23 protein-coding genes are annotated in these 22,717 nt (G+C 69.2%); 15 read left to right on the top strand and 8 right to left on the bottom strand.

Annotated elements, in window-relative coordinates; genetic code table 11:
* Positions 1 to 4: 4 nt before the first annotated feature.
* Entirely contained in the window at positions 5 to 841 is an 837-nt protein-coding gene (locus AB0B91_RS35770; RefSeq protein WP_358329202.1) for an SDR family oxidoreductase, read from the bottom strand.
* Between the two features lie 66 nt (positions 842 to 907).
* Between AB0B91_RS35770 and AB0B91_RS35775 the strand changes: the two genes are divergently transcribed.
* The 7 genes from AB0B91_RS35775 (at position 908) to AB0B91_RS35805 (ending at position 9,269) form a co-directional block, all read left to right on the top strand.
* Complete coding sequence (locus tag AB0B91_RS35775) at positions 908 to 1,279, top strand: helix-turn-helix domain-containing protein (RefSeq protein ID WP_358329205.1); 372 nt, start codon at positions 908 to 910, stop codon at positions 1,277 to 1,279.
* 257 nt (positions 1,280 to 1,536) lie between these two features.
* The gene (locus tag AB0B91_RS35780) at positions 1,537 to 2,568 is read left to right on the top strand and encodes a LacI family DNA-binding transcriptional regulator (protein ID WP_358329208.1); all 1,032 of its coding nucleotides are present in this window, start codon (positions 1,537 to 1,539) and stop codon (positions 2,566 to 2,568) included.
* A gap of 67 nt (positions 2,569 to 2,635) precedes the next feature.
* The gene (locus AB0B91_RS35785) at positions 2,636 to 3,895 is read left to right on the top strand and encodes an extracellular solute-binding protein (protein ID WP_358329211.1); all 1,260 of its coding nucleotides are present in this window, start codon (positions 2,636 to 2,638) and stop codon (positions 3,893 to 3,895) included.
* A gap of 24 nt (positions 3,896 to 3,919) precedes the next feature.
* The gene (locus tag AB0B91_RS35790; RefSeq protein WP_358329214.1) at positions 3,920 to 4,852 is read left to right on the top strand and encodes a sugar ABC transporter permease; all 933 of its coding nucleotides are present in this window, start codon (positions 3,920 to 3,922) and stop codon (positions 4,850 to 4,852) included.
* Positions 4,849 to 5,646 carry a carbohydrate ABC transporter permease gene (locus AB0B91_RS35795; RefSeq protein ID WP_358329217.1) on the top strand — a complete coding sequence of 266 codons (798 nt, stop codon included), beginning with the start codon at positions 4,849 to 4,851 and terminating at the stop codon, positions 5,644 to 5,646. Before AB0B91_RS35790 ends, AB0B91_RS35795 begins: the two co-directional genes overlap by 4 nt.
* A 16-nt stretch (positions 5,647 to 5,662) precedes the next feature.
* Positions 5,663 to 7,588: a beta-L-arabinofuranosidase domain-containing protein gene (locus AB0B91_RS35800; RefSeq protein ID WP_358329220.1), complete on the top strand. Its 1,926-nt coding sequence runs from the start codon at positions 5,663 to 5,665 to the stop codon at positions 7,586 to 7,588.
* A complete protein-coding gene (locus AB0B91_RS35805; RefSeq protein WP_358329223.1) occupies positions 7,581 to 9,269 on the top strand; it encodes a CBM35 domain-containing protein in 1,689 nt (562 codons plus the stop codon). The genes AB0B91_RS35800 and AB0B91_RS35805 overlap by 8 nt, the downstream gene beginning before the upstream one ends.
* Before the next feature lie 8 nt (positions 9,270 to 9,277).
* On the opposite strand, the gene AB0B91_RS35810 is transcribed toward AB0B91_RS35805, so the two are convergent.
* The gene (locus AB0B91_RS35810; protein ID WP_358329225.1) at positions 9,278 to 9,556 is read right to left on the bottom strand and encodes a hypothetical protein; all 279 of its coding nucleotides are present in this window, start codon (positions 9,554 to 9,556) and stop codon (positions 9,278 to 9,280) included.
* On the bottom strand, positions 9,499 to 9,849 hold the full coding sequence (locus tag AB0B91_RS35815) for an aldo/keto reductase (protein ID WP_358329228.1): 351 nt from the start codon (positions 9,847 to 9,849) through the stop codon (positions 9,499 to 9,501). The genes AB0B91_RS35810 and AB0B91_RS35815 overlap by 58 nt, the downstream gene beginning before the upstream one ends.
* Positions 9,850 to 9,863: 14 nt before the next feature.
* On the opposite strand from AB0B91_RS35815, the gene AB0B91_RS35820 reads away from it, so the two are divergent.
* The gene (locus tag AB0B91_RS35820) at positions 9,864 to 10,253 is read left to right on the top strand and encodes a VOC family protein (RefSeq protein WP_358329231.1); all 390 of its coding nucleotides are present in this window, start codon (positions 9,864 to 9,866) and stop codon (positions 10,251 to 10,253) included.
* A 96-nt stretch (positions 10,254 to 10,349) separates the two neighbouring features.
* Positions 10,350 to 12,743, top strand: a complete 2,394-nt coding sequence (locus AB0B91_RS35825; protein ID WP_358329234.1) for an excinuclease ABC subunit UvrA — start codon at positions 10,350 to 10,352, stop codon at positions 12,741 to 12,743.
* A gap of 79 nt (positions 12,744 to 12,822) precedes the next feature.
* Here the strand turns inward: AB0B91_RS35825 and AB0B91_RS35830 are convergent, their stop codons facing one another.
* Together AB0B91_RS35830 and AB0B91_RS35835 are read right to left on the bottom strand one after the other, a co-directional pair.
* A complete protein-coding gene (locus AB0B91_RS35830; RefSeq protein WP_358329237.1) occupies positions 12,823 to 13,239 on the bottom strand; it encodes a VOC family protein in 417 nt (138 codons plus the stop codon).
* Positions 13,240 to 13,244: 5 nt separating this feature from the next.
* Complete coding sequence (locus AB0B91_RS35835) at positions 13,245 to 13,625, bottom strand: helix-turn-helix transcriptional regulator (RefSeq protein ID WP_358329820.1); 381 nt, start codon at positions 13,623 to 13,625, stop codon at positions 13,245 to 13,247.
* Positions 13,626 to 13,722: 97 nt separating this feature from the next.
* Here AB0B91_RS35835 and AB0B91_RS35840 point away from each other — a divergent pair, with 97 nt between their 5' ends.
* Positions 13,723 to 14,544, top strand: a complete 822-nt coding sequence (locus AB0B91_RS35840; protein WP_358329240.1) for an integrase — start codon at positions 13,723 to 13,725, stop codon at positions 14,542 to 14,544.
* A 2-nt stretch (positions 14,545 to 14,546) separates the two neighbouring features.
* Here AB0B91_RS35840 and AB0B91_RS35845 read toward each other — a convergent pair whose 3' ends face one another.
* Positions 14,547 to 15,029 carry a MarR family winged helix-turn-helix transcriptional regulator gene (locus AB0B91_RS35845; protein WP_358329243.1) on the bottom strand — a complete coding sequence of 161 codons (483 nt, stop codon included), beginning with the start codon at positions 15,027 to 15,029 and terminating at the stop codon, positions 14,547 to 14,549.
* Between the two features lie 85 nt (positions 15,030 to 15,114).
* Between AB0B91_RS35845 and AB0B91_RS35850 the strand changes: the two genes are divergently transcribed.
* Entirely contained in the window at positions 15,115 to 15,513 is a 399-nt protein-coding gene (locus AB0B91_RS35850) for a hypothetical protein (protein ID WP_358329246.1), read from the top strand.
* Positions 15,514 to 15,516: 3 nt separating this feature from the next.
* Here AB0B91_RS35850 and AB0B91_RS35855 read toward each other — a convergent pair whose 3' ends face one another.
* Complete coding sequence (locus AB0B91_RS35855; RefSeq protein WP_358329248.1) at positions 15,517 to 16,173, bottom strand: hypothetical protein; 657 nt, start codon at positions 16,171 to 16,173, stop codon at positions 15,517 to 15,519.
* Positions 16,174 to 16,280: 107 nt separating this feature from the next.
* Here AB0B91_RS35855 and AB0B91_RS35860 point away from each other — a divergent pair, with 107 nt between their 5' ends.
* Together AB0B91_RS35860 and AB0B91_RS35865 are read left to right on the top strand one after the other, a co-directional pair.
* Complete coding sequence (locus AB0B91_RS35860; protein WP_358329251.1) at positions 16,281 to 16,847, top strand: NADAR family protein; 567 nt, start codon at positions 16,281 to 16,283, stop codon at positions 16,845 to 16,847.
* A 189-nt stretch (positions 16,848 to 17,036) separates the two neighbouring features.
* Positions 17,037 to 17,624, top strand: a complete 588-nt coding sequence (locus AB0B91_RS35865) for a restriction endonuclease (protein WP_358329254.1) — start codon at positions 17,037 to 17,039, stop codon at positions 17,622 to 17,624.
* A 30-nt stretch (positions 17,625 to 17,654) separates the two neighbouring features.
* Here AB0B91_RS35865 and AB0B91_RS35870 read toward each other — a convergent pair whose 3' ends face one another.
* Complete coding sequence (locus AB0B91_RS35870) at positions 17,655 to 20,051, bottom strand: DUF4132 domain-containing protein (protein WP_358329257.1); 2,397 nt, start codon at positions 20,049 to 20,051, stop codon at positions 17,655 to 17,657.
* Positions 20,052 to 20,137: 86 nt separating this feature from the next.
* On the opposite strand from AB0B91_RS35870, the gene AB0B91_RS35875 reads away from it, so the two are divergent.
* Together AB0B91_RS35875 and AB0B91_RS35880 are read left to right on the top strand one after the other, a co-directional pair.
* A complete protein-coding gene (locus AB0B91_RS35875) occupies positions 20,138 to 21,391 on the top strand; it encodes an adenylate/guanylate cyclase domain-containing protein (protein WP_358329260.1) in 1,254 nt (417 codons plus the stop codon).
* A 197-nt stretch (positions 21,392 to 21,588) separates the two neighbouring features.
* Complete coding sequence (locus AB0B91_RS35880) at positions 21,589 to 22,710, top strand: glycosyl hydrolase 53 family protein (protein WP_358329263.1); 1,122 nt, start codon at positions 21,589 to 21,591, stop codon at positions 22,708 to 22,710.
* Positions 22,711 to 22,717: the final 7 nt, after the last annotated feature.

A 22,717-nucleotide genomic window follows, 5' to 3' on the forward strand; every position in this document is an offset into this window, starting at 1 on the left:
GTGGTCAGCCGAGCAGGGAGCGGACGTACTCGCCGACCGTCCCGGTCGGGCGGCCGATGAGGTCGCTCAGCGTGCCGGGCGTGTCGGCGAGCCAGCCACGGGAGACGTTGACGTCCACGTCGGCCATGAGCTCCGCGAACGGAGCCGGGAGGCCGGCGCCGGCCAGGACACCCGCGTAGTCGTCCTTCGGCAGGTTCTGATAGGTGACCTCCTTGCCGGTGACCTGGGAGATCTCGGCGGCCAGGTCGGCGAGGGTCCAGGCGGTGTCACCCGCCAGCTCGTACACCCTGCCTTCGTGGCCCGTCGCGGTCAGCACGGCGGCCGCTCCCGCGGCATAGTCCGCGCGGGAGGCCGACGCGATCCGGCCGTCGCCGGCGGCACCGTAGACGGCGCCGAGCTGGGGGGCCGTCGTGATCGACTGCTGGTAGTTCTCGTGATACCAGTTGTTGCGCAGGATCGTGTACGTCACGCCGGACGCCTTGATGTATTCCTCGGTGGCCCGGTGATCGGCGGCGAGGCCGGCCTCGGTGGTGTCGGCCTTGGCCGCGCTGGTGTAGACGAGCGTGGCGCCGGCCTCCTTGGCCGCGTCCACGACCGCCGCGTGCTGCTGGACCCGGTTGGCGTCGATGCCCGAGATGAGCAGCACCTTGGTGGCGCCCTGGAGCGCGCTCTTGAACGTCTCCGGCCGGTCGTAGTCGAGCTCCCGGACCTCGACGCCCAGGTCGGCGGCCTTCTCCGGGGTGCGTGCGGCCGCGACGATCTCCGATGCCGCCACGCGCTGCTTCAGGTCCTCGATCACCAGTCGGCCCAGCTGTCCGCTGGCTCCGGTCACCACGATCATTGTTGTGCTCCCTAGAAGTTAGTACTTTCGAAAGGTTAGTGCCTGCTAGGGCGTAAGCTAGCACGTATGGAGGAGTTCGAGAACCTGGTGGCCGATGTCTTCGCACGCAACTGCACCTCCCGCACGGTGCTGGAGACCATCACCGGCCGCTGGGCGATCCTGGCGCTGGTGGCCCTGTATGAGGGGTCTTACCGGTTCAACGCGCTGCGCCGCCGCGTCGACGGGGTGAGCGAGAAGATGCTGTCCCAGACCCTCCAGGCCCTCGAACGCGACGGCATGGTGCTGCGCGTGGCCGAGCACACGATCCCGCCCCGGGTCGAATACAGCCTCACCCCGCTCGGCCGCGAAGCCGCCGAGCACCTGGTCCCCCTCATCTCCTGGCTGGAGGACCGCATGCCCCAGGTCACCTGCGCCCGCGAGAGCTATCAGGGGCGTTAGGCGCGCCTGGTTGTTTCCAGCATGTCACGATTCGATATCGCACCCTTGACGTCCGCCGTCTCGTGGGTGAAAGTCGAGCCACATCGTTGAACCGGTTCGCTCGATTCCGAGGAGCCGTAGGCGGATGCTCCCGTGTCGCGGGGGCGTCAGCATGGAAAAACCCGAGGTAATAGCGCTTTCTGCCCGGCTTTCCGGTCTTCGACGTAGGGATTCTGGACATTATCGTCGAACCGGTTCGACGATAAGAGGAGGTGAATGTGGCGACGATCGGAGACGTGGCCCGGGAGGCCGGGGTGAGCCGCAGCACGGCGTCTTACGCGCTGTCGGGCAAGCGGCCCATCTCGGAAGAGGTCCGCCTGCGCGTGCTGGCGGCGGCCGAGGCGCTCGCGTACACGCCGAACGCCGGCGCTCGCGCCCTGGCCACCTCCCAGACCAAGGTCCTCGGTCTGCTCGCCCAGTTCCACGAAGACGAGTTCGCGCCCGCGATGATGCAGTACATCCTGGGTGTCACGGACACCGCCCGTGACCTGGGCTACGACACGCTGCTGGTCACCGAGGCCGACGGCGCGCGGGCGCTGCGGCGCATCACCGACTCCCGGATGGTGGACGGCGTCGTCCTGATGAACATCGCGCAGGAGGACTCGCGGCTGCCCATCCTGCGTGCGGCGCCGCAGCCGGGCGCGTTGGTCGGCCTGCCGGGCGACTGTTCGGGGCTCGACGTGTTCGACCTCGACTTCGAGGAGGCCGGAAGGGGCATGGTGGAGCACCTCCACCGGCTCGGTCATCGCGAGCTCATCCTGGTCTCGCAGCCGGAACACGTCGTCGAGCGCGGCGGCGCGTACGTGTGGCGGCTGAGGGACGCCGCCCTCGAACGCGCGCGGCAGCTCGGCGTCACCCTGCACGCGGTGTACGGCGAGTCCCGGCAGCCGGCCGTCGGACGCCTGCTCAACGCATTGCTCGACGCGCACCCCTCGGCGACGGGCCTGCTGATCAACAACGAGGCGGCCGCCGCGGCCCTGCCCTCCGTCACCTACGAGCGGGGACTCCGGGTGCCCGAGGACCTGTCGGTCATCGGGCGCTACTCCGCCGAGTTCGCCGCCACCTTCTCTCTGCCCTATTCGTTCATCGAGAGCGCACCCGACCGGTTGGGCGCCATGGCGGTACGCCAGCTCGTACGCCGCGTGGAATCGCCGACGGCCCGGACCGAGCCGTTCGTCGTGCGCTTCATCTCTCCCGAACTCGTCTCCCGGGGAAGCACCGCACCCCCGAAAGCCCCGCCCACCCGCTGAATGCGGCCCACAGCCCCGCGACCGTCCGGCCACAGTAAAATGTGAGCGCTAACATTGGAGGAATCCAATGCCCCGTCCGTCCACGTCCACGAAGCTCGGTGCCGCCGTCCTGGCACTGTCCGCCCTGGCCGCCTGCTCATCCGCTCCCCAGGGCGGCGTCGCCACCAGCAGCGCGTCCGCCGGCGGCACCTACACGTGGTGGGACCCGTACCCGCAGCACGACCCGGCCTCCGCCTGGGCCAAGCGGGTGAACGCCTGCGGGCAGCAGGCCGGTGTCACCATCCAGCGCACCGCGTACGACACGACCGCCCTGACGAACCAGGCCCTGCTCGCGGGCCAGGAAGGCAACGCGCCCGACGTCATCCTCCTCGACAACCCCGCCGTCTCCACCCTGGCGGACGCGGGGATGCTCACCTCGATGGACGAGTTCGGCCTCGACACGGCGAAATTCGACAAGAACCTCATCGCCGCCGGAGAGCTGGACGGCAAGACGTACGGCATCCCCATCGGCGCGAACACCCTCGCCCTGTACTACAACAAGAAGATCCTCGACGCCGCCGGCGTCGACCCGAAATCGATCAAGGACTGGGCCTCGCTCAACGCGGCGCTGAAGAAGGTCAAGGCCGCGGGCAAGAAGCCGATCACCTTCTCGGCCATCGGCACGGAGGAGGGCTCGTTCCAGTTCCTGCCGTGGTTCTGGGGCGCCGGCGCGCAGCTCACCCAGCTCGACTCGCCCCAGGCCGTCGAGGCGCTCACCCTGTGGAACACGTGGATCAAGGACGGCACGGCGCCCAACTCGGTCATCAGCAACTCCCAGAACACCACCTGGGAGGAGTTCCTCACCGGCGAGTTCGCGTTCGCCGAGAACGGCACCTGGCAGATCAACAGCGCCGCCAAGGCCGGCTTCCCCACCGGCATCGTGCAGATCCCGGGCAAGGACGGCGGGGCCGCCCCCACACCCACGGGCGGCGAGTTCATCACGGTCCCGGTGCAGAAGGACACCCAGCGCTACACCACCACCAAGAAGATCCTCGACTGCATGACGACGCCCGAGGGTCTGGTGGAGACCGGTACGACGTTCGCCTACTACATCCCCTCCACCGCGGACGGGCAGAAGGCGATCCTGGCCAAGGAGCCCAGCCTGCGGCCATGGGTCGAAGCGGTGCGGTCGGCCAAGGGTCGTACGAGCGACAACCTCGGCACCAAGTACCCGAAGATCTCCGAGGCCATGTGGACGGCGGTGCAGAAGGCGCTGAGCGGCACGGCGAGCCCGGCTGACGCGCTCAAGGCGGCCCAAGCCCAGGCCAAGCGGGCGATCGGCGGCTGAGCGGTGCTCACGAGGACGCGCGCGGTGGCGGCCTTCGACGACAGCGCGGCGAGCCGGGCAGCGGACTTCACCGCCCGGCGCCGCTCGCGGCAGTGGACCGCCTTCGCCTTCCTCGCGCCGCTCGTCGTCTACCTGGCCGTCTTCTACGCCTATCCGCTCTACCGCAACATCGACCTCAGCGTGCACGACTACACGCCGCGCGCCTTCGTGCGGGGCGACCCGGAGTTCACCGGGCTGACCAACTACCTGGACGTCGTCACCGACGACACGTTCCTGGCGGCCCTGCGCAACACGGCCCTGTTCACCCTGGGGTCCATCGCCGTCCAGTACGCCCTCGGCCTGGCCCTCGCGGTCTTCTTCCACCGCAACTTCCGCCTGTCCGTGGTGCTGCGGGCGATGTTCCTCGTGCCGTGGCTGCTGCCGCTGATCGTCTCGGCCTCGACCTGGTCGTGGATGCTCAACAGCGACAACGGCATCGTCAACACGGTCCTGCAGGCGTTCGGCATCGGCCAGATCAACTGGCTGACGTCCCCCGACACCTCGCTGCTGTCTGTCACGGTCGCCAACATCTGGCTCGGGGTTCCCTTCAACCTGGTGATCCTCTACGCCGGGCTGCAGAACATCCCGGCCGACCTGTACGAGGCCGCCGGCCTGGACGGGGCGGACTCGTGGCAGCGGTTCTGGCGCATCACCTTCCCCCTGCTGCGCCCGGTGTCGGCGATCACCCTGCTGCTCGGGCTGATCTACACGCTCAAGGTCGTCGACATCATCTGGATCATGACGAAGGGGGGCCCGGCGGACGCGTCGACGACGCTGGCGATCTGGTCCTACCGGGAGGCGTTCGGCACCGGCCAGCCCGACTTCTCCCCGGCGGCGGCCGTCGGCAACCTGCTCATCCTCATCGCGTTCACCGCCGGACTCGCCTACGTGCGCCTGCAGCGCAAGGAGGAACCATGAAAAGCGCGGTCGGGGTCGTCCTGGTGGGGGTGATGCTCTTCCCGGTCTACTGGATGTTCAACGTCTCGCTCACCAGGACGAGCGACATGCGGGCCGATCCGCCCCACTGGTTCCCCTGGAACCCCACGTTCGAGGGCTACACCGCGGCGCTCGGCCAGCAGTTGCCCGCCCTCGCCACCAGCCTCTTCATCGGCCTTGGCACCGTCGCGCTCACGCTGGTCGTGGCCCTGCCCGCGGGCTACTCGCTGGCGAAACTCCGGCCGCGCGGCGCCCGCGGGATCGACTTCGTGCTGCTCGTCGCCCAGATGATCCCCGCCGTCGTCATGGCCATGGGCTTCTACACGATCTACATCAAGCTCGGCATGCTGAACACCGTGGCGGGCCTGATCGTCGCCGACTCGACGCTGGCCGTGCCGTTCGCGGTGCTGCTCTTCCGGGCGTTCATGGCGAGCATCCCCCGCGAGCTCATGGCCGCGGCCCAGATCGATGGGGCGAGCACCTGGCGTACGTTCCGCTCCATCATCCTGCCGCTGAGCCGCAACTCGGTGATCACGGTCTCGCTCTTCGCCTTCCTGTGGGCCTGGTCGGACTTCATCTTCGCCTCGACCCTCAACCGCAACAGTGACACCATCCCGATCACCCTCGGCATCTACCGCTACATCGGCAACAACACCACGCAGTGGAACTCGATCATGGCGACCGCCGTGATCGCGTCCATCCCGGCGGCCTTCCTGCTGGTCCTCGCGCAGCGCTACATCGCCGCCGGGGTCACCGCAGGGGCCGTCAAAGACTGATCGAAAGGCTCACGACATGACCGAAGGCACGCCGGAGGGCGTCTGCCCCGTGCTGCCGTCCCACGGACGGGTACGCCCTGTCGCGCAGGTCTCCATCACCGGCGGCTTCTGGGCCACCCGCCAGGCCGTCAACGCCACGGCGACGCTGGCCCACTGCGAGTCGTGGATGGAGCGCCTGGGCTGGCTGGCGAACTTCGATCGGGTCGCCGACGGGACGACTACGCCCGACCGGCCCGGCTGGCCGTTCTCCGACTCGGAGGTCTACAAGCTCCTGGAGGCTCTGGCCTGGGAGACGGGCCGTACCGGTGACCCGGAGGCGGAGGTCGCGATCAAGCGGCTCACCGCGCGCGTCACCCGGGCGCAGGACCCGGACGGATACCTCAACACCTGCTTCGGGCACGGCGAGCAGCGGCCGCGCTACAGCGACCTCGAAGGCGGGCACGAGCTCTACAACCTCGGCCACCTTCTGCAGGCCGCGGTCGCGCGGCTGCGCACGGCGGGGGAGGACGACCTGGTACGGGTCGCGCGGCGGGCCGCCGACCACGTGTGCCGGACCTTCGGCGCGGACGGCCTGCCCAAGATCTGCGGGCACCCGGAGATCGAAGTGGGCCTGGCGGAGTTCGGCCGGGCCCTGGGCGAGGAGCGCTACGTCGAGCAGGCCCGCCTGTTCCTCGACCGCCGCGGGCACGGCACGCTCCAGGACATCCCGCTGGGACGCGCCTACTTCCAGGACGACCTCCCGATCCGGGAGGCCGAGGTGTGGCGCGGTCACGCGGTCCGCGCGCTCTACCTCACCGCCGCGGCGGTGGACGTCGCCGTCGAGCGCGGCGACGACGAGCTGCTGCGCGCCGTGGAACGGCAATGGGAGCGCTCGGTCGCCCGCCGGACGTACATCACCGGAGGCATGGGCTCGCGCCACCAGGACGAGGGGTTCGGCGAGGACTGGGAGCTGCCGCCGGACCGGGCGTACTGCGAGACGTGCGCGGGGGTCGCCTCGATCATGGTCTCGTGGCGGCTCTACCTGGCCACCGCCGACGTCCGCTACACCGACCTGATCGAGCGCACGCTCTACAACATCATCGCGACCTCCCCGAGCCCCGACGGCCGGGCCTTCTTCTACGCCAACCCCCTGCACCAGCGGGCGCCGGGCCGGCCGGCGGACGGGACCGAGGTGAGCCCGCGCGCCGAGGGAGGCAGCCGGGCCGCCTGGTTCGACGTCTCCTGCTGCCCCACCAACGTCGCGCGGACGCTGGCGAGCCTCGGCGGCTACCTCGCCACCGCGGACGGCGACGGCCTCCAGATCCACCAGTACGCGCCGTGCGCCATCAACACCGAACTGCCGGACGGCAGGCGGGTGGCCGTGGACGTCGAGACCGGTTACCCCGAGACCGGGACCATCCGCGTCCGGATAGCGGCCGACGAGCCGTCGCCCTGGACGCTCGCGCTGCGGGTTCCGGCCTGGGCCGCCGGAGCCACACTGATCACCGACGGGTGGGCCCGGCCCGTCGAACCCGGCATGGTCGAGGTGCGGCGCGCCTTCCGCGCGGGCGACGTCATCACCCTCGAACTGCCGATGGCGCCGCGCGTCACGTGGCCGGACCCCCGCATCGACGCCGTGCGCGGCTGCGTCGCCGTCGAGCGCGGTCCGGAGGTCCTGTGCGTCGAGTCCCGCGACCTCCCGCACGCCGGCGGGCTCGACGCTCTGGCGATCGACCCCCTGTCCGGCCCGCGCGCGGACGCCGGCGGCGTCCGGGTCCGCGGCCGGCTGCCCGGACACCCCGACAGGCCATGGCCCTATCCCTCCGCCACCGATTCCGTCGACGACACCGAATGGTTCGACGTGCCGCTGCGGCCCTACCACTCATGGGCTCATCGCGGGCCGTCGAGCATGCGCATCTGGTTGCCCGCATCCCTACCCCCCGAAGGAGAGCAACGTGCGTAAACCCCTCTTAGCCATGATCACCGCGGCCGCGATCCTGGCGACCTTCGCACCCCCGGCCGAGGCGGCGGGCGCGACACTGACCGTCAACGTCGCCCAGCCGTTCCGGCCGGTGACCCACGTCGCCTCGGGCGGCCTGTACGGCCTCGCGGAGAACGGCAGGCCGGCCGACTCCACCCTGTTACCGATCAAGGTGAACTCGCTGACCCAGCCCGCGCCCGGCGTGGGCCAGCGCCCCAACGGCCAGCCGCCCGGCGGCGACTCCCTGCTGGTGGCCCCGCAGGCCACCCGCGTCGGCGCGGGCGAGTTCATCCGGATGCCCGACATCTACCCGGACTTCCCCTATCGGTGGGTGAGCTGGGACGACTGGCTGGCCAAGGTGAACACCATGGTCAACGCCCGTCTCTCTGCCTCGACGGTCACGAACGTGCTCGGCTGGGAGCTCTGGAACGAACCCGACTGGACCTGGAACACCGCCGCCGCGGGCGCCTTCAACGACGGCTGGGTACGCACCTACCGGGCGGTACGCGCCCTCGACACGCTGACGCCGATCGTCGGCCCCAGCACCGCCACGTACAACCGCTCCTGGATGCAGTCGTTCCTGACCCGGGCCAGGGACACCGGCACGCTGCCCGACATCATCTGCTGGCACGAGCTGGTGAACCCCGACCGGATCGCCGCCGACCTCGCCGACTACCGGAACCTGGAGTCCTCGCTGGGCATCAGCCCGCGCCGCGTCTCCATCAACGAGTACGCCGCCACCACCGAGGTGGACGTACCCGGCCGGATCGCCAGCTACGTCGCCAAGTTCGAGCGCGGCGGCGTGGAGTCCGCGCACCGGGCCTTCTGGTACGAGTACGGCACCATGAACGGCCTGGTCGTCAACAACAACCAGCCGACCGGCACCTGGTGGCTGTACAAGTGGTACGGCGACATGGCCGGCACCATGGTCACGACGACGCCGAACACGCAGACCGGCCTGGACGGATTCGCCTCCTACGACGGCACCCGCAAGATCGTCAACGTGGTGTTCGGCAACGAGGCGGGCACCAACACCGTCAACCTGACCGGCATCGGCGCCTTGGGCTCCAGCGTCCGCGTCACGCTGCTGTCCACCCCGTCCAGTGGCCGCTTCACCGCCGTGAGCGCGCCCACCACGATCTCCACGACGACCCGGACGGTCAGCGGCGGGCAGCTCAGCGTGTCGGTGCCCAACATGTCCGTCACCAGCGCCTACCAGCTCGTCGTCGAACCGGTCAGCGGAGTGCCCGCCTACCAGCAGCGGTACGAGGCCGAGAACGCCTCGGTGTTCCGCGCCCAGCGGCTGAGCGCCTCCAGCGCGTCGGGCGGCGGCTACGTGGGCCGGATCGACAACTCGGGCACGCCGCGTACCGACAGCTACGTCGACTTCGTGGTGAACGTGCCGAGCGCCCGCGCGTACACGATGACCATCGGCTACGCCAACGCCACCGGCGCCACCGCCACCCAGGGCCTGGCGTACAACGGCGGAGCCTGGACCACGGTCAGTTACCCGCCCACCCCGGCCTGGGGCCAGTTCGGCGCCACGATCGCCACCACCGTCACGCTCACGGCCGGTTACAACGTGATCCGCCTGGCCAAGGGCTCGCCGTACTTCGCGGGCGGCACCGGCTACGCCGAACTGGACTACATCCAGCTCACCTGACGGCGCTCTCAGCCGTTGACGAAGGTGAGGCTGGTCGCGTCGTAGCGGGTGTCCGCGACCTGCTCGGGCGGGGCGGCGGCCTCGATGGCGGCGAGGTCCTTCGCCGCCGCCAGCTCGTTCAGCTTCGCGACGATCGCCAGGTTCCGGGCGAGGTTGCCGTCGCCGAAACGCGGCTGGCCGCGCCGCAGGTCCGTCTCCGCCAGCCCTTCGACCGGGCTGTACCGGCCGGTCAGGAAGCGGCGCCCGAGCGGGGAGAACGGGACCAGCCGATGCCGAGCTCCCGGCATACCGGGGCGATCTCCGCCTCCAGGTCGCGGGTCCACAGCGACCACTCGCTCTGCAGCGCGGCGATCGGGTGCACCGCAATCGGCACCTGCGGATCGACCCGGTGCTGGTAGTAGAGGTCGATGTGGTCGACCCCGAGCCGGCGCAGCGACGCCTCGCACGCCTGCCGCACGTAGGCGGTGTCGAGGAGGGTCACCCCGAGGTCGAGGGCGTGGCGCAGCGTCGCGATCGACTGCGCGTCGTCCGCGGCGCCGTACCGGTCAGGAATCGAGAAGCGCGCACCCGCGAACCGCACCTAGCCTGACCGTCATGGACATCACCACCACGACGTCAGGAGTGACCATGACCAGCTCTTCCACCCAGGGAATCAAGACCGTGCTGCATCCCGTTTCCGACCTGGCGGCGGCCAAGAAGGTGTACGCCGCGCTGCTCGGCGTACAGCCGCAGGCCGACGGGCCCTACTATGTCGGCTTCGAGGCCGATGGCCAGCACATCGGGCTGGTGCCGGGCGGTGGACCGCAGGGCATGACCTCGCCGGTGGCCTACTGGCACGTACCGGACATCGAGGCGAAGCTGGCCGAGGTGACCGCCGCGGGCGCCACGGTGAAGGAGCCCGCGCACGACGTCGGCGGCGGCCGCCTGGTGGCCACCGTCACCGACCCCGACGGCAACGTCCTCGGGCTGCTTCAGGACCAATGAGAAGCACCGAAGACCGGGCGTACTGCTCGAAGCTGGTTAGATCGACCCAAATGACGTCGTGACGGCGGCCCCCGCGGTAACAGATATGGAGACACAATGAGCACCACCACGAGGACGGACACGCAGTCGCCTGCGCCGCACATCGCCGACAGTCACGATCTGATCCGCGTGCACGGCGCGCGGGTGAACAACCTCAAGGACGTCAGCGTTGAGATCCCCAAGCGCCGACTGACGGTGTTCACCGGTGTCTCCGGCTCGGGCAAGAGCTCGCTGGTGTTCGGCACGATCGCCGCGGAGTCGCAGCGGCTGATCAACGAGACGTACAGCGCCTTCGTACAGGGTTTCATGCCGACGCTGGCCCGGCCCGAGGTCGACGTGCTCGACGGGCTGACCACCGCGATCCTCGTCGACCAGGAGCGGATGGGGGCCAACGTCCGCTCCACGGTCGGCACCGCCACCGACGCCAACGCGATGCTGCGCATCCTGTTCAGCAGGCTCGGGCAGCCGCACATCGGCTCGCCCAACGCGTACTCGTTCAACGTCCCCTCGGTGCGGGCCAGCGGCGGGATCACCATCGAGCGCGGCGACGGCAAGACGAAGACCGAGAAGGCGACCTTCAACCGGCTCGGCGGCATGTGCCCGCGCTGCGAGGGCATGGGCTCGGTCACCGACTTCGACCTGACCGTGCTGTACGACGACAGCCTGTCGCTCAACGAGGGCGCGCTCACGATCCCCGGCTACAGCATGGACGGCTGGTACGGCCGCATCTACCGCGGCAGCGGCTTCTTCGACCCGGACAAGCCCCTGCGCAAGTACACCAAGCAGGAACTGTACGACCTGCTCCACAAGGAGCCGACCAAGATCAAGGTCGACGGGATCAACCTGACCTACGAGGGGCTGATCCCGAAGATCCAGAAGTCGTTCCTGTCCAAGGACGTCGACGCGCTGCAGCCGCACATCCGCGCCTTCGTGGAGCGGGCGGTGACGTTCACGACCTGTCCCGAGTGCGACGGCACCCGGCTCGCCGAGGCGGCCCGGTCGTCGAAGATCAAGGGGATCAACATCGCGGACGCCTGCGCGATGCAGATCAGCGACCTGGCCGAATGGGTCCGCGGCCTCGACGAGCCGTCGGTGGCGCCGCTGCTCGTGACGCTGGAGCGCACCCTCGGCTCGTTCGTGGAGATCGGGCTGGGCTACCTCTCGCTCGAACGGCCGGCCGGCACGCTGTCGGGCGGCGAGGCGCAGCGCGTCAAGATGATCCGCCACCTCGGCTCCTCGCTCACCGACACGACCTACGTCTTCGACGAGCCCACCGCGGGCCTGCACCCGCATGACATCCAGCGGATGAACGACCTGCTACTGCGACTGCGGGACAAGGGCAACACGGTGCTCGTCGTGGAGCACAAGCCGGAGACGATCGGGATCGCCGACCACGTCGTCGACCTCGGCCCCGGCGCCGGTACGGCGGGCGGCGCCGTCTGCTACGAGGGGACCGTCGAGGGGCTGCGAGCCAGCGGCACCATCACCGGCCGTCATTTCGACGACCGGGCCGCCGTCAAGAAGACGGTGCGGAAGTCCACCGGCACGCTGGACATCCGCGGCGCCACCGCGAACAACCTGCGCGACGTCGACGTCGATATCCCGCTCGGCGTGCTGGTCGTCGTCACCGGGGTCGCCGGCTCCGGCAAGAGCTCGCTGATCCACGGATCGATCCCCGCCGGGGCGGGTGTGGTGTCGGTCGACCAGGGCGCGATCCGCGGCTCGCGACGGAGCAACCCGGCGACCTACACCGGGCTGCTCGACCCGATCCGCAAGGCGTTCGCGAAGGCCAACGGGGTGAAGCCGGCGCTGTTCAGCGCCAACTCCGAGGGCGCCTGCCCCACCTGCAACGGCGCCGGCGTCATCTTCACCGACCTGGCGATGATGGCCGGCGTGGCCAGCACCTGCGAGGACTGCGAGGGGAAGCGGTTCCAGGCCTCGGTGCTGGAATACCACCTCGGTGGCCGTGACATCAGTGAGGTGCTCGCGATGTCGGTGAGCGAGGCCGGAGAGTTCTTCGGCGCCGGCGAGGCGCGTACGCCGGCCGCGCACACGATCCTCGGCCGGCTGGCCGACGTCGGGCTCGGCTATCTCAGCCTCGGCCAGCCGCTGACCACGCTGTCCGGCGGCGAGCGGCAGCGCCTCAAGCTGGCCACCCACATGGCCGCCAAGGGCGGCGTCTACGTCCTGGACGAGCCGACCACCGGCCTGCACCTGGCCGACGTCGAGCAGTTGCTCGGCCTGCTCGACCGGCTCGTCGACGCCGGCAAGTCGGTCATCGTCATCGAGCACCACCAGGCGGTCATGGCACACGCCGACTGGATCATCGACCTGGGCCCCGGCGCCGGCCACGACGGCGGCCGGATCGTCTTCGAAGGCACCCCCGCCGACCTCGTCGCCGCCCGCTCCACCCTCACCGGCGAGCACCTCGCGGCCTACGTCGGCACCTGACCGAACCCTTCACGCCCCGTCCCCGTGAACCGGGAACGGGGCGTGTTCGACAGGGGCGGCCGGTTCGCGGGAGCGGAGCTCACTGCCCCCGGGGCTGGCTGAAACGCAGCAGGTTGCCGGAGGGGTCGCGGAAGGCGCAGTCGCGGACGCCGTACGGCTGGTCGATCGGCTCCTGCAGCACCTCGGCACCCGCGGCGCGGATGCGTTCGAAGGTGGCGTCGCAGTCGTCGGTCCTGAAGATGACGCCGCTCAGCAGGCCCTTCGCCAGGAGTTCGGCCATGGCCTGCTTGTCGGCGGGTGAGGCGTTCGGGTTCGCGACGGGCGGTTCGAGGACGATGTCCACGTCGGGCTGCGACGGCGCCCCGACGGTCACCCAGCGCATCCCCTCGAACCCGGCATCGTTGCGCACCTCGAGGCCGAGAACGTCCCGGTAAAAAGCGAGCGCCTTGTCATGGTCGTCTACCGCGATGAAGCTCTGTGAAAGCTTGATGTCCATGCATTTCACGATAGGGAGCGGGGAGCAGTTTTCGCTTCTCCGTTCCTGACCGGTCGCGTGTGGATCTTGGCGACGCATGCCGGGATGGCGGCGCCATCGTCATGGGGACGGGCCCGATATGAGCTCGGGCTCTCGCCGACCAGGTCGGTGAACCGCGAGCTGAACGACCCCAGCGACGTACATCCGACCGCGAAGCAGACCTCCGTCACCGTCAGGTCACCCCGCCGCAGCAGCGCCTTGGCCCGTTCGATCCGGCGCGTCATCAGGTAGCTGTACGGCGTCTCGCCGAAGGCGGCGCGGAAGCTGCGGGAGAAATGGCCTGGCGACATGAAGGCGCCGCGTGCCAGTGCGGGAACGTCGAGCGGCTTCGCGTAGTCGCGGTCCATTCGGTCACGGGCCCGGCGCAGCCGTACGAGGTCCTCCAACGTCACCCGGCCAGCATCGCACAGCGCCGCGCCCCGGCGGTGGTTAGAGTTGGGCGCCTTGATCGGCGGGAGGGGGCGGCAGGACATGCGGGTGACGATGACGAGTGCGGCGGCACGGTCTGGCCGGGCGAACGAGGACTTCACCGGTGCCGTACCGACGGCGGCGGTGTTGATCGACGGCGCCGGCATCTCCGGCACCGAATCGATCTGCCGGCACGGCGTGGCCTGGTACGCCAGGAGTCTGGGAGGCAGCCTCCTCAGCCTCGTGTCACGTGAGCGGGACCGCGGCCTTTCGGCGGTGCTCGCCGAGGCCATCGAGCAGGTGACGGACGATCACCGGGACACCTGCGACGTCGCCGACCCCATCAGTCCGTCGGCGACCGTGGCCATGCTGCGCCTGTCCGACGGCCTCATCGAGTACCTGGTGCTCGGTGACTCGTTCCTCGTGCTCGACACGGCGGAGGGGGCGCCGCTCGTCGTCTCCGATCCCCGGGAGGTGATCATCAGCCGGTCGTACGAGCCCGCGCTCGAGGCCGTCGCCAATGGTAGCGAGGAGTACCGCCGAGTCCTGGGAGAGCTGCGCGCCAACCGGAACCAGCCGGGCGGCTTCTGGCTGGCCAAGGACGACCCGCGGGCGGCGGACGAGGCGATCACCGGAAGCTGCCCGATCTCCGAGCTGACCGGCGCCGTCCTGCTCAGCAACGGAGCCAGTCGCATCGTGGACCGGTTCCGGCTCGCCGACTGGCCAGGGGTCATGGCCGTCCTGGCGTCGAGCGGGCCGGCCGAGATCATCCGTCGTGTCCGGCAGGCGGAGGCGCACCACGCGGTGGCGGCGGACGATGCGACGATCGCCCACTGTACGGACCTCGGCGAAGCCTGAAACTAGTCGTCTTCGTCGACGGTCATGGCTGCCTCATAAGCCCGCAGAGTTCGGACGAACAGCTGCCGCTCCTCGGGGGCCAGCGGACTCAGTGCCTGACGCCAGGCATGCGCCCCCCGCGCCAGCCAGCCGTCGATGGACGGTCGTTTGCTGTCGGTGATGCTGACGATGCGCCGACGCCGATCCGACTCGTCCTCGCGCCGCTCCAGGATGCCCTTCCGGCTCAGCTCGCCGACCATGAGGCTGACGGTGGTCGGGGCGACCTCCAAGCGGGTGGCCAGCTCGTTCACGGTCATCGGGCCGTCGAACAGCAGGTAGGACAGCAGTGACAGGTGCCGCGGCGCCAGCGCGAGCGACTGGAGCTCTTCGGGCACCCGGATCCGCTTCGCCCGCCCGACCATGCGGGGCATGAGCAGCAACAGTGCCCTGATCGCCTCGTCGACCCCCGGCTCGGATCCGGCCCGGTCCTGGCCCTCGGTTGACATCGACCACCCTTCCATTTAGCTTTGGTAGCAAAGATATTTACCTTGCAAAGCAAAACTGACTTCATGGTAACGAAACGGAGCTGTGATGCCGCATTTCGAGGTACGGATCCACGAAGAAGAGCTTGACGGCAAAGTCGAGCCGAAACTCATCGCCGCTCTGACCGACGCGCTGGTCAAGGTATACGGGGAGCGAGCGCGCTCCATGGCGGTCGTCGAGCTGTTCGGCATCCCACGCCACCGCTGGGGCATCGGCGGCGTACCCGCCACGGTGAACGCCCCGATCGTCTCGCTGAACCTACGAGAAGTGGCGTTGAACCTTCCGGGCGTCGACGCCGCCCCCACGCGGCTGATCGCGTCCATCACCGATGCCGTGGTCGAAGTCTTCGGCGAGTCCATCCGGCAGCAGGTGACCGTGTACGTCGTCGGCGTTCCCGCGGGACGTTCCGGCGTCGGCGGCGACGTCGATCCGCCCCCGGCCGGCTGAGCGTCAATCGGGGGTGGAGCCGCTTTCGCCGTCCTTCAGGCGCTTGCGGAGTTCCAGATAGTCCGCGCCGTCATCAGTGATCTCCACGTAGTTCTTCAGGTCGAATTCATCGGAATCGCCCGCGTGGTCATCCACTATGGCGTTGAGGCCGCGTACGTTGTCCTTGGGTTTGATGAAGCCCATCGCGTCGAGCCGCTCGAGTTCGAGCTGGAGTTTCCGGTCTTCGCGGAATCTGACCATCACCATCGGCTGTTCCGTCAGCCGCCGCAGATGATCCCACTCGAATTTGGTCACCAAGCCGGTCAGCGCGATCCGTAACGCGTTCACGTCGGCTTCGAGTGAGTTCTGGCGCTTCTCATACTGGGCGAGCCGCGCGCTGAATCCGCCGGGTCCGATCGTGAAGTCGGTGATGGAGTAGGAAGAAGCCGAGAAACTCGCACCGACGAGCAGCGCGATGGCCAGCACGATCTCTGGAAGCCCCAGCCGGTCACCACCGTCAACCAGCCCGAAAGGAATCACCACCAGATAAGCGAGATATGCGATGACCAGCACCACCGCGCAGGCCGCGCCGGCCCGGCGAAAGGCCACGCTCGCCGTCCTTTGGTGTACCGGTCGCGAGCCGTCGTCGCCCTGGTCGCTGCTGGGGTCCGTGGTAGCCATGCCGTTCCCCCCTTTGGTGCTGTTCGGCCATCATCGACCACGTGTGGTCGCCGATCCAGCCGAAAACCGGTTGGCCGAGGTCAGGGTGTCTGTGGGACGGTGTCGACGTGGTCAAGCGACTCCCGTACACCGTGGACGAGGCGATCGCCGCCGAGCAGGCGGGCCAGATCCTGCGCTACCTGTTCTTCTGGGGGCACCGGCCCACTCGTGATGGGAGCGTCGGTCCTGGGTGCTTGTCGCAGTGGTGGCCGGTCTCTTTCACCGAGGACGGGCACGTCTTCGCCTCGGCCGAGCACTACATGATGGCTCACAAGGCCTGGCTGTTCGACGACCACGCCACCGCCGCCCAGATCCTCGCCGCGGGTCACCCGGGGGAGGCCAAGGCGCTCGGCCGGACCGTGGGTGGCTTCGACGAAGCGGTCTGGGATGCTCGCCGGTTCGACATCGTGGTCCGCGGCAACTCCGCCAAGTTCGGGCAGCACCCCGACCTCCGGGAGTTCCTGCTGGCCACCCGCGACCGGGTCCTGGTCGAGGCCAGCCCGGTGGACCGCGTCTGGGGCATCGGCCTGACCGCCCACGACGAGCGCGCCGCCTCCCCGGCAACCTGGCGGGGCGTGAACCTGCTGGGCTTCGCCCTGATGGCCGCCCGCGACGCGCTGGTGACGGGACTGTAGCCGGGAGTCTTGTGCGGTCCGTCGGAGCTCGTTCGTCCGGCGAGTATGGCGATTCTGTCGGACCGTCGGCTCACACTCGCCATGACGTCACCCATTCAGGAGGAACCCATGGCGAGGGGATCCAGGCGGGGAACCGGCAAGAGAAGGCCACGGAGCAGACAGGACATATGGGTCCTGGGAGCTGTGGGTGTGGTCATCGCAGGGGCGGTCGTGGTGCAGTTCGTCCGCCACTACCCAGGATGGGCGGCCGTGATCGCCTGCCTGGCCCTGGCGGTGTTCGGCGGCGGGCTCCTCCTCCGATACCGGGTCATCGAGGCACGTAGACGGCGGTTCCTGGCGGCCAACGTCGAGTTGGAGAAGGTCGACCGGATGTCCGGATCGCAGTTCGAACACCTGGTCGCCGAGCGGATGATCGCCGACGGCTTCCGCCAGGTCCGGGAACGAGGCCGCAGTGGCGACGGCGGGGTGGACATCACCGCCATCGCCTCGGGATGCGGGAAGTACGCCGTCCAGTGCAAGCGCTACAGCAGGACAGTGGGTGCGCCCGAGGTCCGCAACTTCCTGGGAGCGCTCGCCAACACCTTCGCCGGGCACACCGGAGTCCTGGTCACCTCGGGACGGCTGACCCGGCAGGCCCGGCTGGAAGCGCTCGGCGCCCGGGAGCCGGTGATCCTGGTCGAACGCGATCGGCTGGCCGACTGGCTGGTGGGCGCCGTCTCGCTCCTGCCCGCACGGCCGGCTGGGATCCTGATCGAAGGAGACGAGCCCGCAGGCTGATCCCGTGAACAATTGCGTTGGTGGACGGTATTAGTGCAGCGGTATGGACGCGGCCTGGATCTGCCGGAGGATGGTCTCGTCGGTGATCTTGTTGTCGTGGGCGAGGAGGAAGGCCTTGCTGAGGATGAGAGCCAGTTGGCCGTCCTCCTCGAAGGGCAGGAACAGCTTGGCGTCGCGCTTGCGGGCGGTGACGATGCAGAGGTAGACGTCGCCGGGGTTCATGAGGATGTTGCCGCTGCCCAGGTGAATCCTGTAGGTGCGTAGGTCGCCGCGGACGACCAGGTAGCGGTCGGTGAGCGTGCAGCGGTCGGCGATCGCCGTACGGGGGAGGATCCGGGCCAGCGCGTCGCGGCGGACCTCGGCCGACGGAGCCAGCGCGCCGACGGAGACCTCGCGCCAGTAGCCGCCGAAACGCTCCTCGCCCCGGTCGATCCAGTCCGGGTCGGCGGCGATCGAGGTGACCGCGACGAACAGGTCCACGTCCCGCATCGCCTCGCTGAACACCAGCGGCGGCACCTGCGCCAGTGGCGTCTCCCGCCAGGCACGCCCGTGGCGCCGGTCGAAGCGGACCTGGTCGGTGGCGGCCAGCGTCACCGCGTGGTCGGCCACGGCTGCGGTCTCATACCGGAAGCGGGCCCGCCAGGCGCCCTCGGCCAGTTCCTTCTTGGCCACGGCATCGTCGCCGGAGGCCCGCAGCCAGGTGGTCTGCCAGCCGCGCTTCTTGAGCAGCGCGTACAACCGCGGGTGGTCGACTATGTGGGCGGCGAACCGGTTGGAGTAGACGCCGGTGGTCTCCTCGGCGGGGGTGAGCAGGTAGACCTCCCGGAAGGCCTGCTTGTACGGCTGGCGCAGCCGTCGCCCGGTCATCATCTCCCGCCAGGCCGTCACTTCTCCCAGCGGGGCGCGCGCGGGATGCCACAGCCGGACCTCGGCCCCGGGCGGGGCGTCGCCGGGAAGGAAGGCCTTCCCATCCGCCTCCCAGATCAGCCCGCGCGCCACCACCGCGGTGATCGGATGGTCCAGGTAGTGACGGATCCAGTCCTCATGCGACCAGGTCCGGTCGACGGTGAACAGCTCCTCCAAGCGGACGCGCTCGGCGGCCAGTGTCTGGCGGACCTCTTGCTGGACGGACTTGATGGCCTTGAGCTCCTTGGCATGCCTTTCGCTGACCGCCGGGGGCAGAGCACGGATCGCGGTGTCGTCGGGGGCGGTGAAGCCGAGCCGTACGGTGACCGCGTCCTGGACGGTCAGCACCACGGTGTGGTCGCCCAGGCGCCACGACCGGGTCCCGTCGGCGGCGAGTCCGTGTGTCGGCACCCCCCGCTCCAGCATGCGGGCCGGTGTCGTCCCGACGTGTCCGGCGGCCGTGGCGAGCGCGGCGTCGACCTGCTTGCGCAGTGCCCGGTTCTTGAGCGAGGTCCGCAGCCGCCAGAGTGGCTGTGGGTCTTCGCACTCGCCGAGCGCGTTGATCGCGGCACCCGCGACGGCCAGGTCCTGCACGAATCCGGTACGGTCACCACCGAGCTGGTCGGCCAACCACGTCAAACCGGCCACCAGACCGTCGACCCGGGCCAGCGTCGCCGCCCAGATGGCTCCGCGGGCCACCTCGGTGTTCGAATCGGACACCACGCGCCGGTACCTGCCGAAGGACGGCTCGCAGACGAAGGCCGCCAGCGCGAATCGCACGAGCTCACGCGCACCGGCGGGCTCCAGCAGGGTCAGGCATCGGGCACGCCACTTCTGACCGGGCCGCGGCGTTCGCAGCTCGCACAGATGCTCGACCAGCTCGACCAGGTGGGGCGCGGGCGCGTCACCGAGATACTCACGCACGGACGAGGCCCAGGCGTCGGCCCGTACCAGCGCCGACAGTGGCAGTGCCGCCGGATCGTCGCGCAGGGCCAGCGCGATCCGGCGCTGCAGGCGTCGCCGGTCGTCGGCGGGCAGGCAGCTGTCGGCCATGCCTTCGATCAGCCGGGTGAGCGGTTCCCGCAGGGGATGCCGCCCGGTGATGTCGAACTCCAGCGCCAGGTCCACGACCCGGGACACCCAGGTGTCGTCCCAGTCGTAGGGCTCCCGGCAGTCCAGGACGGAGATCAGCGCGGCCACGTCGGTGGCGGTCCAGCCGCTGGAGTCGGACAGGGCCCACTCCAGTTCCCGGGGGTGGTCGGCCAGCTCGGGTCGCGCCAGGCAGATCGCGGCGGCCCGGCGCTCGGCGCCCTCCGCGCGGCGCAGCCGCCGCCCCAGTTCCCGCCGGACCTGCTCGGCCTCATGCCGTAGCTTCATGGCCCGCCGCTCGTCTCGGTCATCCTGTCTGAGCGCGGCGTGGGATCGTCCCTGCAGATCACGTTCTCGTTCGACCGTCTCCATGACCCAGCTCGCGGAGGCGAAGGCGGCCGTGACCGTCTCATCCACGGTGAATTCGCGCATGTGAGGATCTTGCCGAGGCCCTCCGACAGAAAAGCCGATCACGGAAGGTGTTCATGCGATTTCACTAAGTGATATACGCTGGTCGGGTGGCTTCCGAACCCCCCACGGGCGCGTACATCCCAGGCCGTTTCGACACCGCGCAAGGCGCCGCCACCGGCCTGCCGCTGGCGGTGATCGAGCAGTGGCGGGACAGCGGTCAGAGCGCCACTGACGCGCGGCGTCTCCTGAGCCGGCATGCCACTCGCGGTTACAACGTGGTGTCCGACTCGGCCGGGCTGACGAAGCTCAGTCAGCGGCTGGGCCTGCTGGAGGTGCTGGCGGTCATCGACCGGCCCAAGCGGATCCTGTACGCCTGCACCAAGGCGATCGGGGGAGAGGCGGTGGGCGTGTGGGCGGCCGACAACGCCCAGATGTTCCATTCGGACGCGACAGACGCGCGGGTGCTGCTGTCGGCCCTGTTGAAGGTTCAGGACGAGATCGAACGTTGTTGCCGGGCCCGGGTCGGCATCGGCGTGCATCACGGGAGTTTCTACGACCTGTCCGGTGGGCTGTACGGCGCGGAGGCGGACGCGATCGAGGAGATCGCCGAGAACCACACCGAAGGCGGGGAGCTCGCGGTCACGGCGGCGGTCGTCGACCGGCTGCCCGGTGACCATTCCTTCGTCATACGGCGCAAAGACGGCCCCGAGAGTCCGGTCGGCGCCGTGTACCAGGTGCTCGACGGCCCCCGGCTGGATGATGTGCGACCGGTCGAGGACCAGCCGTACCCCATTCCCTACTCCGCGGCCTTCTACGCCGACCTGCTGCGGCTGGAGCACAGTCCCGAAGACGCCGAGTTGGCCGAACAACTCACCGCCGAGCATCTTCAGCACCGGACCGTGGTCCTGGTCGAACGGAGCGTCGCCCCGGCCGAGACGCCTGAGCTCGGGTTGCTGAGAGGGCTGAGCCTGTCGGCCGTGATGAAGGAGACCGGACTCCGTCTCATGCCCGCGCGGGGCGCGGTCGAGATCAAGATCGCCGGTCCGCTGGCCATCTACTTGTTCGAGGATCCGGGGCCGGCCGTACGGTTCGCGCAGAGCCTGCGCGCGGGACTGGCCGAGCACGAGATCAGTTGCCGGATCGGGGTGGCCGACGGGCCGGTGCTGGCCGGACAGACGCCTGGGGGCGGCTGGGACATCGCCGGTGCGCCGGTGAATCTCGCCTCCAAGATGGCGCAGGATCTCGGCGCGCCCGGTCGCGTCTATCTGAGCGAGGCTCTGCGCGAGCACATCCATCTGGACGGGTTCGCCGCCGTCCAGCGCACTGTCTCCGGGGTGCGGATGGCCTATTTCGAGGGATGACGGCTCGGCCGCCCCTGGGAAACGAAGTCGAAACTCGCTCTTCCCCAGTGCGGGGTCCTTCTTTATCCTCAACCTCAAGAGCATCTGTGAACGTTCACAGCATGAAGCGGGCCAAAATGGGCGAATTGTCTAGATTTATGGCCTGGCAGTAGTCCGTGAACGTTCACAGGACCACCCCGACCGATCAAGGAGAGCCCATGACCGCGTACCGCGTTCGGAGGATCGGGGGCGCGCTGCTGCTGACACTGCCGACGCTGCTCGCGGTCGTCCTGGTGAACCCCGCGCCCGCCTCGGCCGCCACGCTGACCATGCGCGGCGCCGACATCTCGTCGGTCCAGCGGAGCCTGGACCTCGGCGCCAAGTACTACAACGCCGCCGGTACGGCCGCCGACCCGCTGGACATCCTCGCCGGTGTCGGCGTCAACTACGTCCGCTTACGCATCTGGAACAACCCGGCAAGCGGCTACAACAACAAGGCGAAGGTCCTGGCCTACGCCAAGACGGTCAAGGCCAGGGGGCTCGGCCTGATGATCGACTTCCACTATTCGGACACCTGGGCCGACCCGGGCAAGCAGTTCAAGCCGGCGGCGTGGGCGAGTCACGGCATCAGCCAGCTCCAGACCGACGTCTACAACTACACCTACGACATCTGCAACAGCCTGAAGGCGCAGGGCACCACACCGGACAGCGTGCAGATCGGCAACGAGATCAACGTCGGGATGCTCTGGAACGACGGCAAGGTCATCAACAACGATTTCACCAACCTGAGCCTGCTGCTGAAGGCCGGCTACAACGCGACCAAGGCCTGCAACAGCGGCACCCAGGTGATCATCCACACCGCGGACGCCGACAGCCTCGCGAACGCACGCTGGTTCTACGACGGCATCAAGGCCAAGGGCGTGCCGTGGGACATCACCGCCCTGTCGTACTACTGCATGTGGCACGGCTCGCTGTCCACCCTGTCCAGCGTGATCACCGACGCGAGGTCCCGGTACGGCAAGCCGGTCATCGTGGCGGAGACCGCCTACCCGTTCACCGCGGCCAACGCCGACAGCGAGGGGAACGTCGTGACCGGATCGGCGCCGTGCTCGGGCTACCCGGCCACGTGGGCGGGGCAGGCGAGCGAGTTCACCGCGGTCCAGAACACCGCCCGCGGCGCGGGCGCGATCGGCGTCTTCTACTGGGAACCGACCTGGTACGCCATCTCCGGCAACGGCTGGGACCCGGCCAACATCAACGGCACCGGCGACCAGTGGGACAACATGGCCACCTTCAACTGGACCGGCAGCATCAACCCGAGCATCAGGTGGACCCCGTAGCGAGCTC

It is taken from the genome of Nonomuraea sp. NPDC049141 (genome assembly GCF_040648415.1).
In the GTDB taxonomy this organism is placed as follows: Bacteria; Actinomycetota; Actinomycetes; order Streptosporangiales; family Streptosporangiaceae; genus Nonomuraea.

Bases quoted from the DNA above. Each gene is read 5' to 3' on its own strand.
- AB0B91_RS35810 (WP_358329225.1), bottom strand. From the start codon at position 9,556: ATGCCGGGAGCTCGGCATCGGCTGGTCCCGTTCTCCCCGCTCGGGCGC.
- AB0B91_RS35850 (WP_358329246.1), top strand. From the start codon at position 15,115: ATGCCGCATTTCGAGGTACGGATCCACGAAGAAGAGCTTGACGGCAAA.
- AB0B91_RS35775 (WP_358329205.1), top strand. From the start codon at position 908: ATGGAGGAGTTCGAGAACCTGGTGGCCGATGTCTTCGCACGCAACTGC.
- AB0B91_RS35820 (WP_358329231.1), top strand. From the start codon at position 9,864: ATGGACATCACCACCACGACGTCAGGAGTGACCATGACCAGCTCTTCC.
- AB0B91_RS35770 (WP_358329202.1), bottom strand. From the start codon at position 841: ATGATCGTGGTGACCGGAGCCAGCGGACAGCTGGGCCGACTGGTGATC.
- AB0B91_RS35835 (WP_358329820.1), bottom strand. From the start codon at position 13,625: ATGGACCGCGACTACGCGAAGCCGCTCGACGTTCCCGCACTGGCACGC.
- AB0B91_RS35795 (WP_358329217.1), top strand. From the start codon at position 4,849: ATGAAAAGCGCGGTCGGGGTCGTCCTGGTGGGGGTGATGCTCTTCCCG.
- AB0B91_RS35845 (WP_358329243.1), bottom strand. From the start codon at position 15,029: ATGTCAACCGAGGGCCAGGACCGGGCCGGATCCGAGCCGGGGGTCGAC.
- AB0B91_RS35785 (WP_358329211.1), top strand. From the start codon at position 2,636: ATGCCCCGTCCGTCCACGTCCACGAAGCTCGGTGCCGCCGTCCTGGCA.
- AB0B91_RS35880 (WP_358329263.1), top strand. From the start codon at position 21,589: ATGACCGCGTACCGCGTTCGGAGGATCGGGGGCGCGCTGCTGCTGACA.
- AB0B91_RS35825 (WP_358329234.1), top strand. From the start codon at position 10,350: ATGAGCACCACCACGAGGACGGACACGCAGTCGCCTGCGCCGCACATC.
- AB0B91_RS35870 (WP_358329257.1), bottom strand. From the start codon at position 20,051: ATGCGCGAATTCACCGTGGATGAGACGGTCACGGCCGCCTTCGCCTCC.
- AB0B91_RS35830 (WP_358329237.1), bottom strand. From the start codon at position 13,239: ATGGACATCAAGCTTTCACAGAGCTTCATCGCGGTAGACGACCATGAC.
- AB0B91_RS35800 (WP_358329220.1), top strand. From the start codon at position 5,663: ATGACCGAAGGCACGCCGGAGGGCGTCTGCCCCGTGCTGCCGTCCCAC.
- AB0B91_RS35855 (WP_358329248.1), bottom strand. From the start codon at position 16,173: ATGGCTACCACGGACCCCAGCAGCGACCAGGGCGACGACGGCTCGCGA.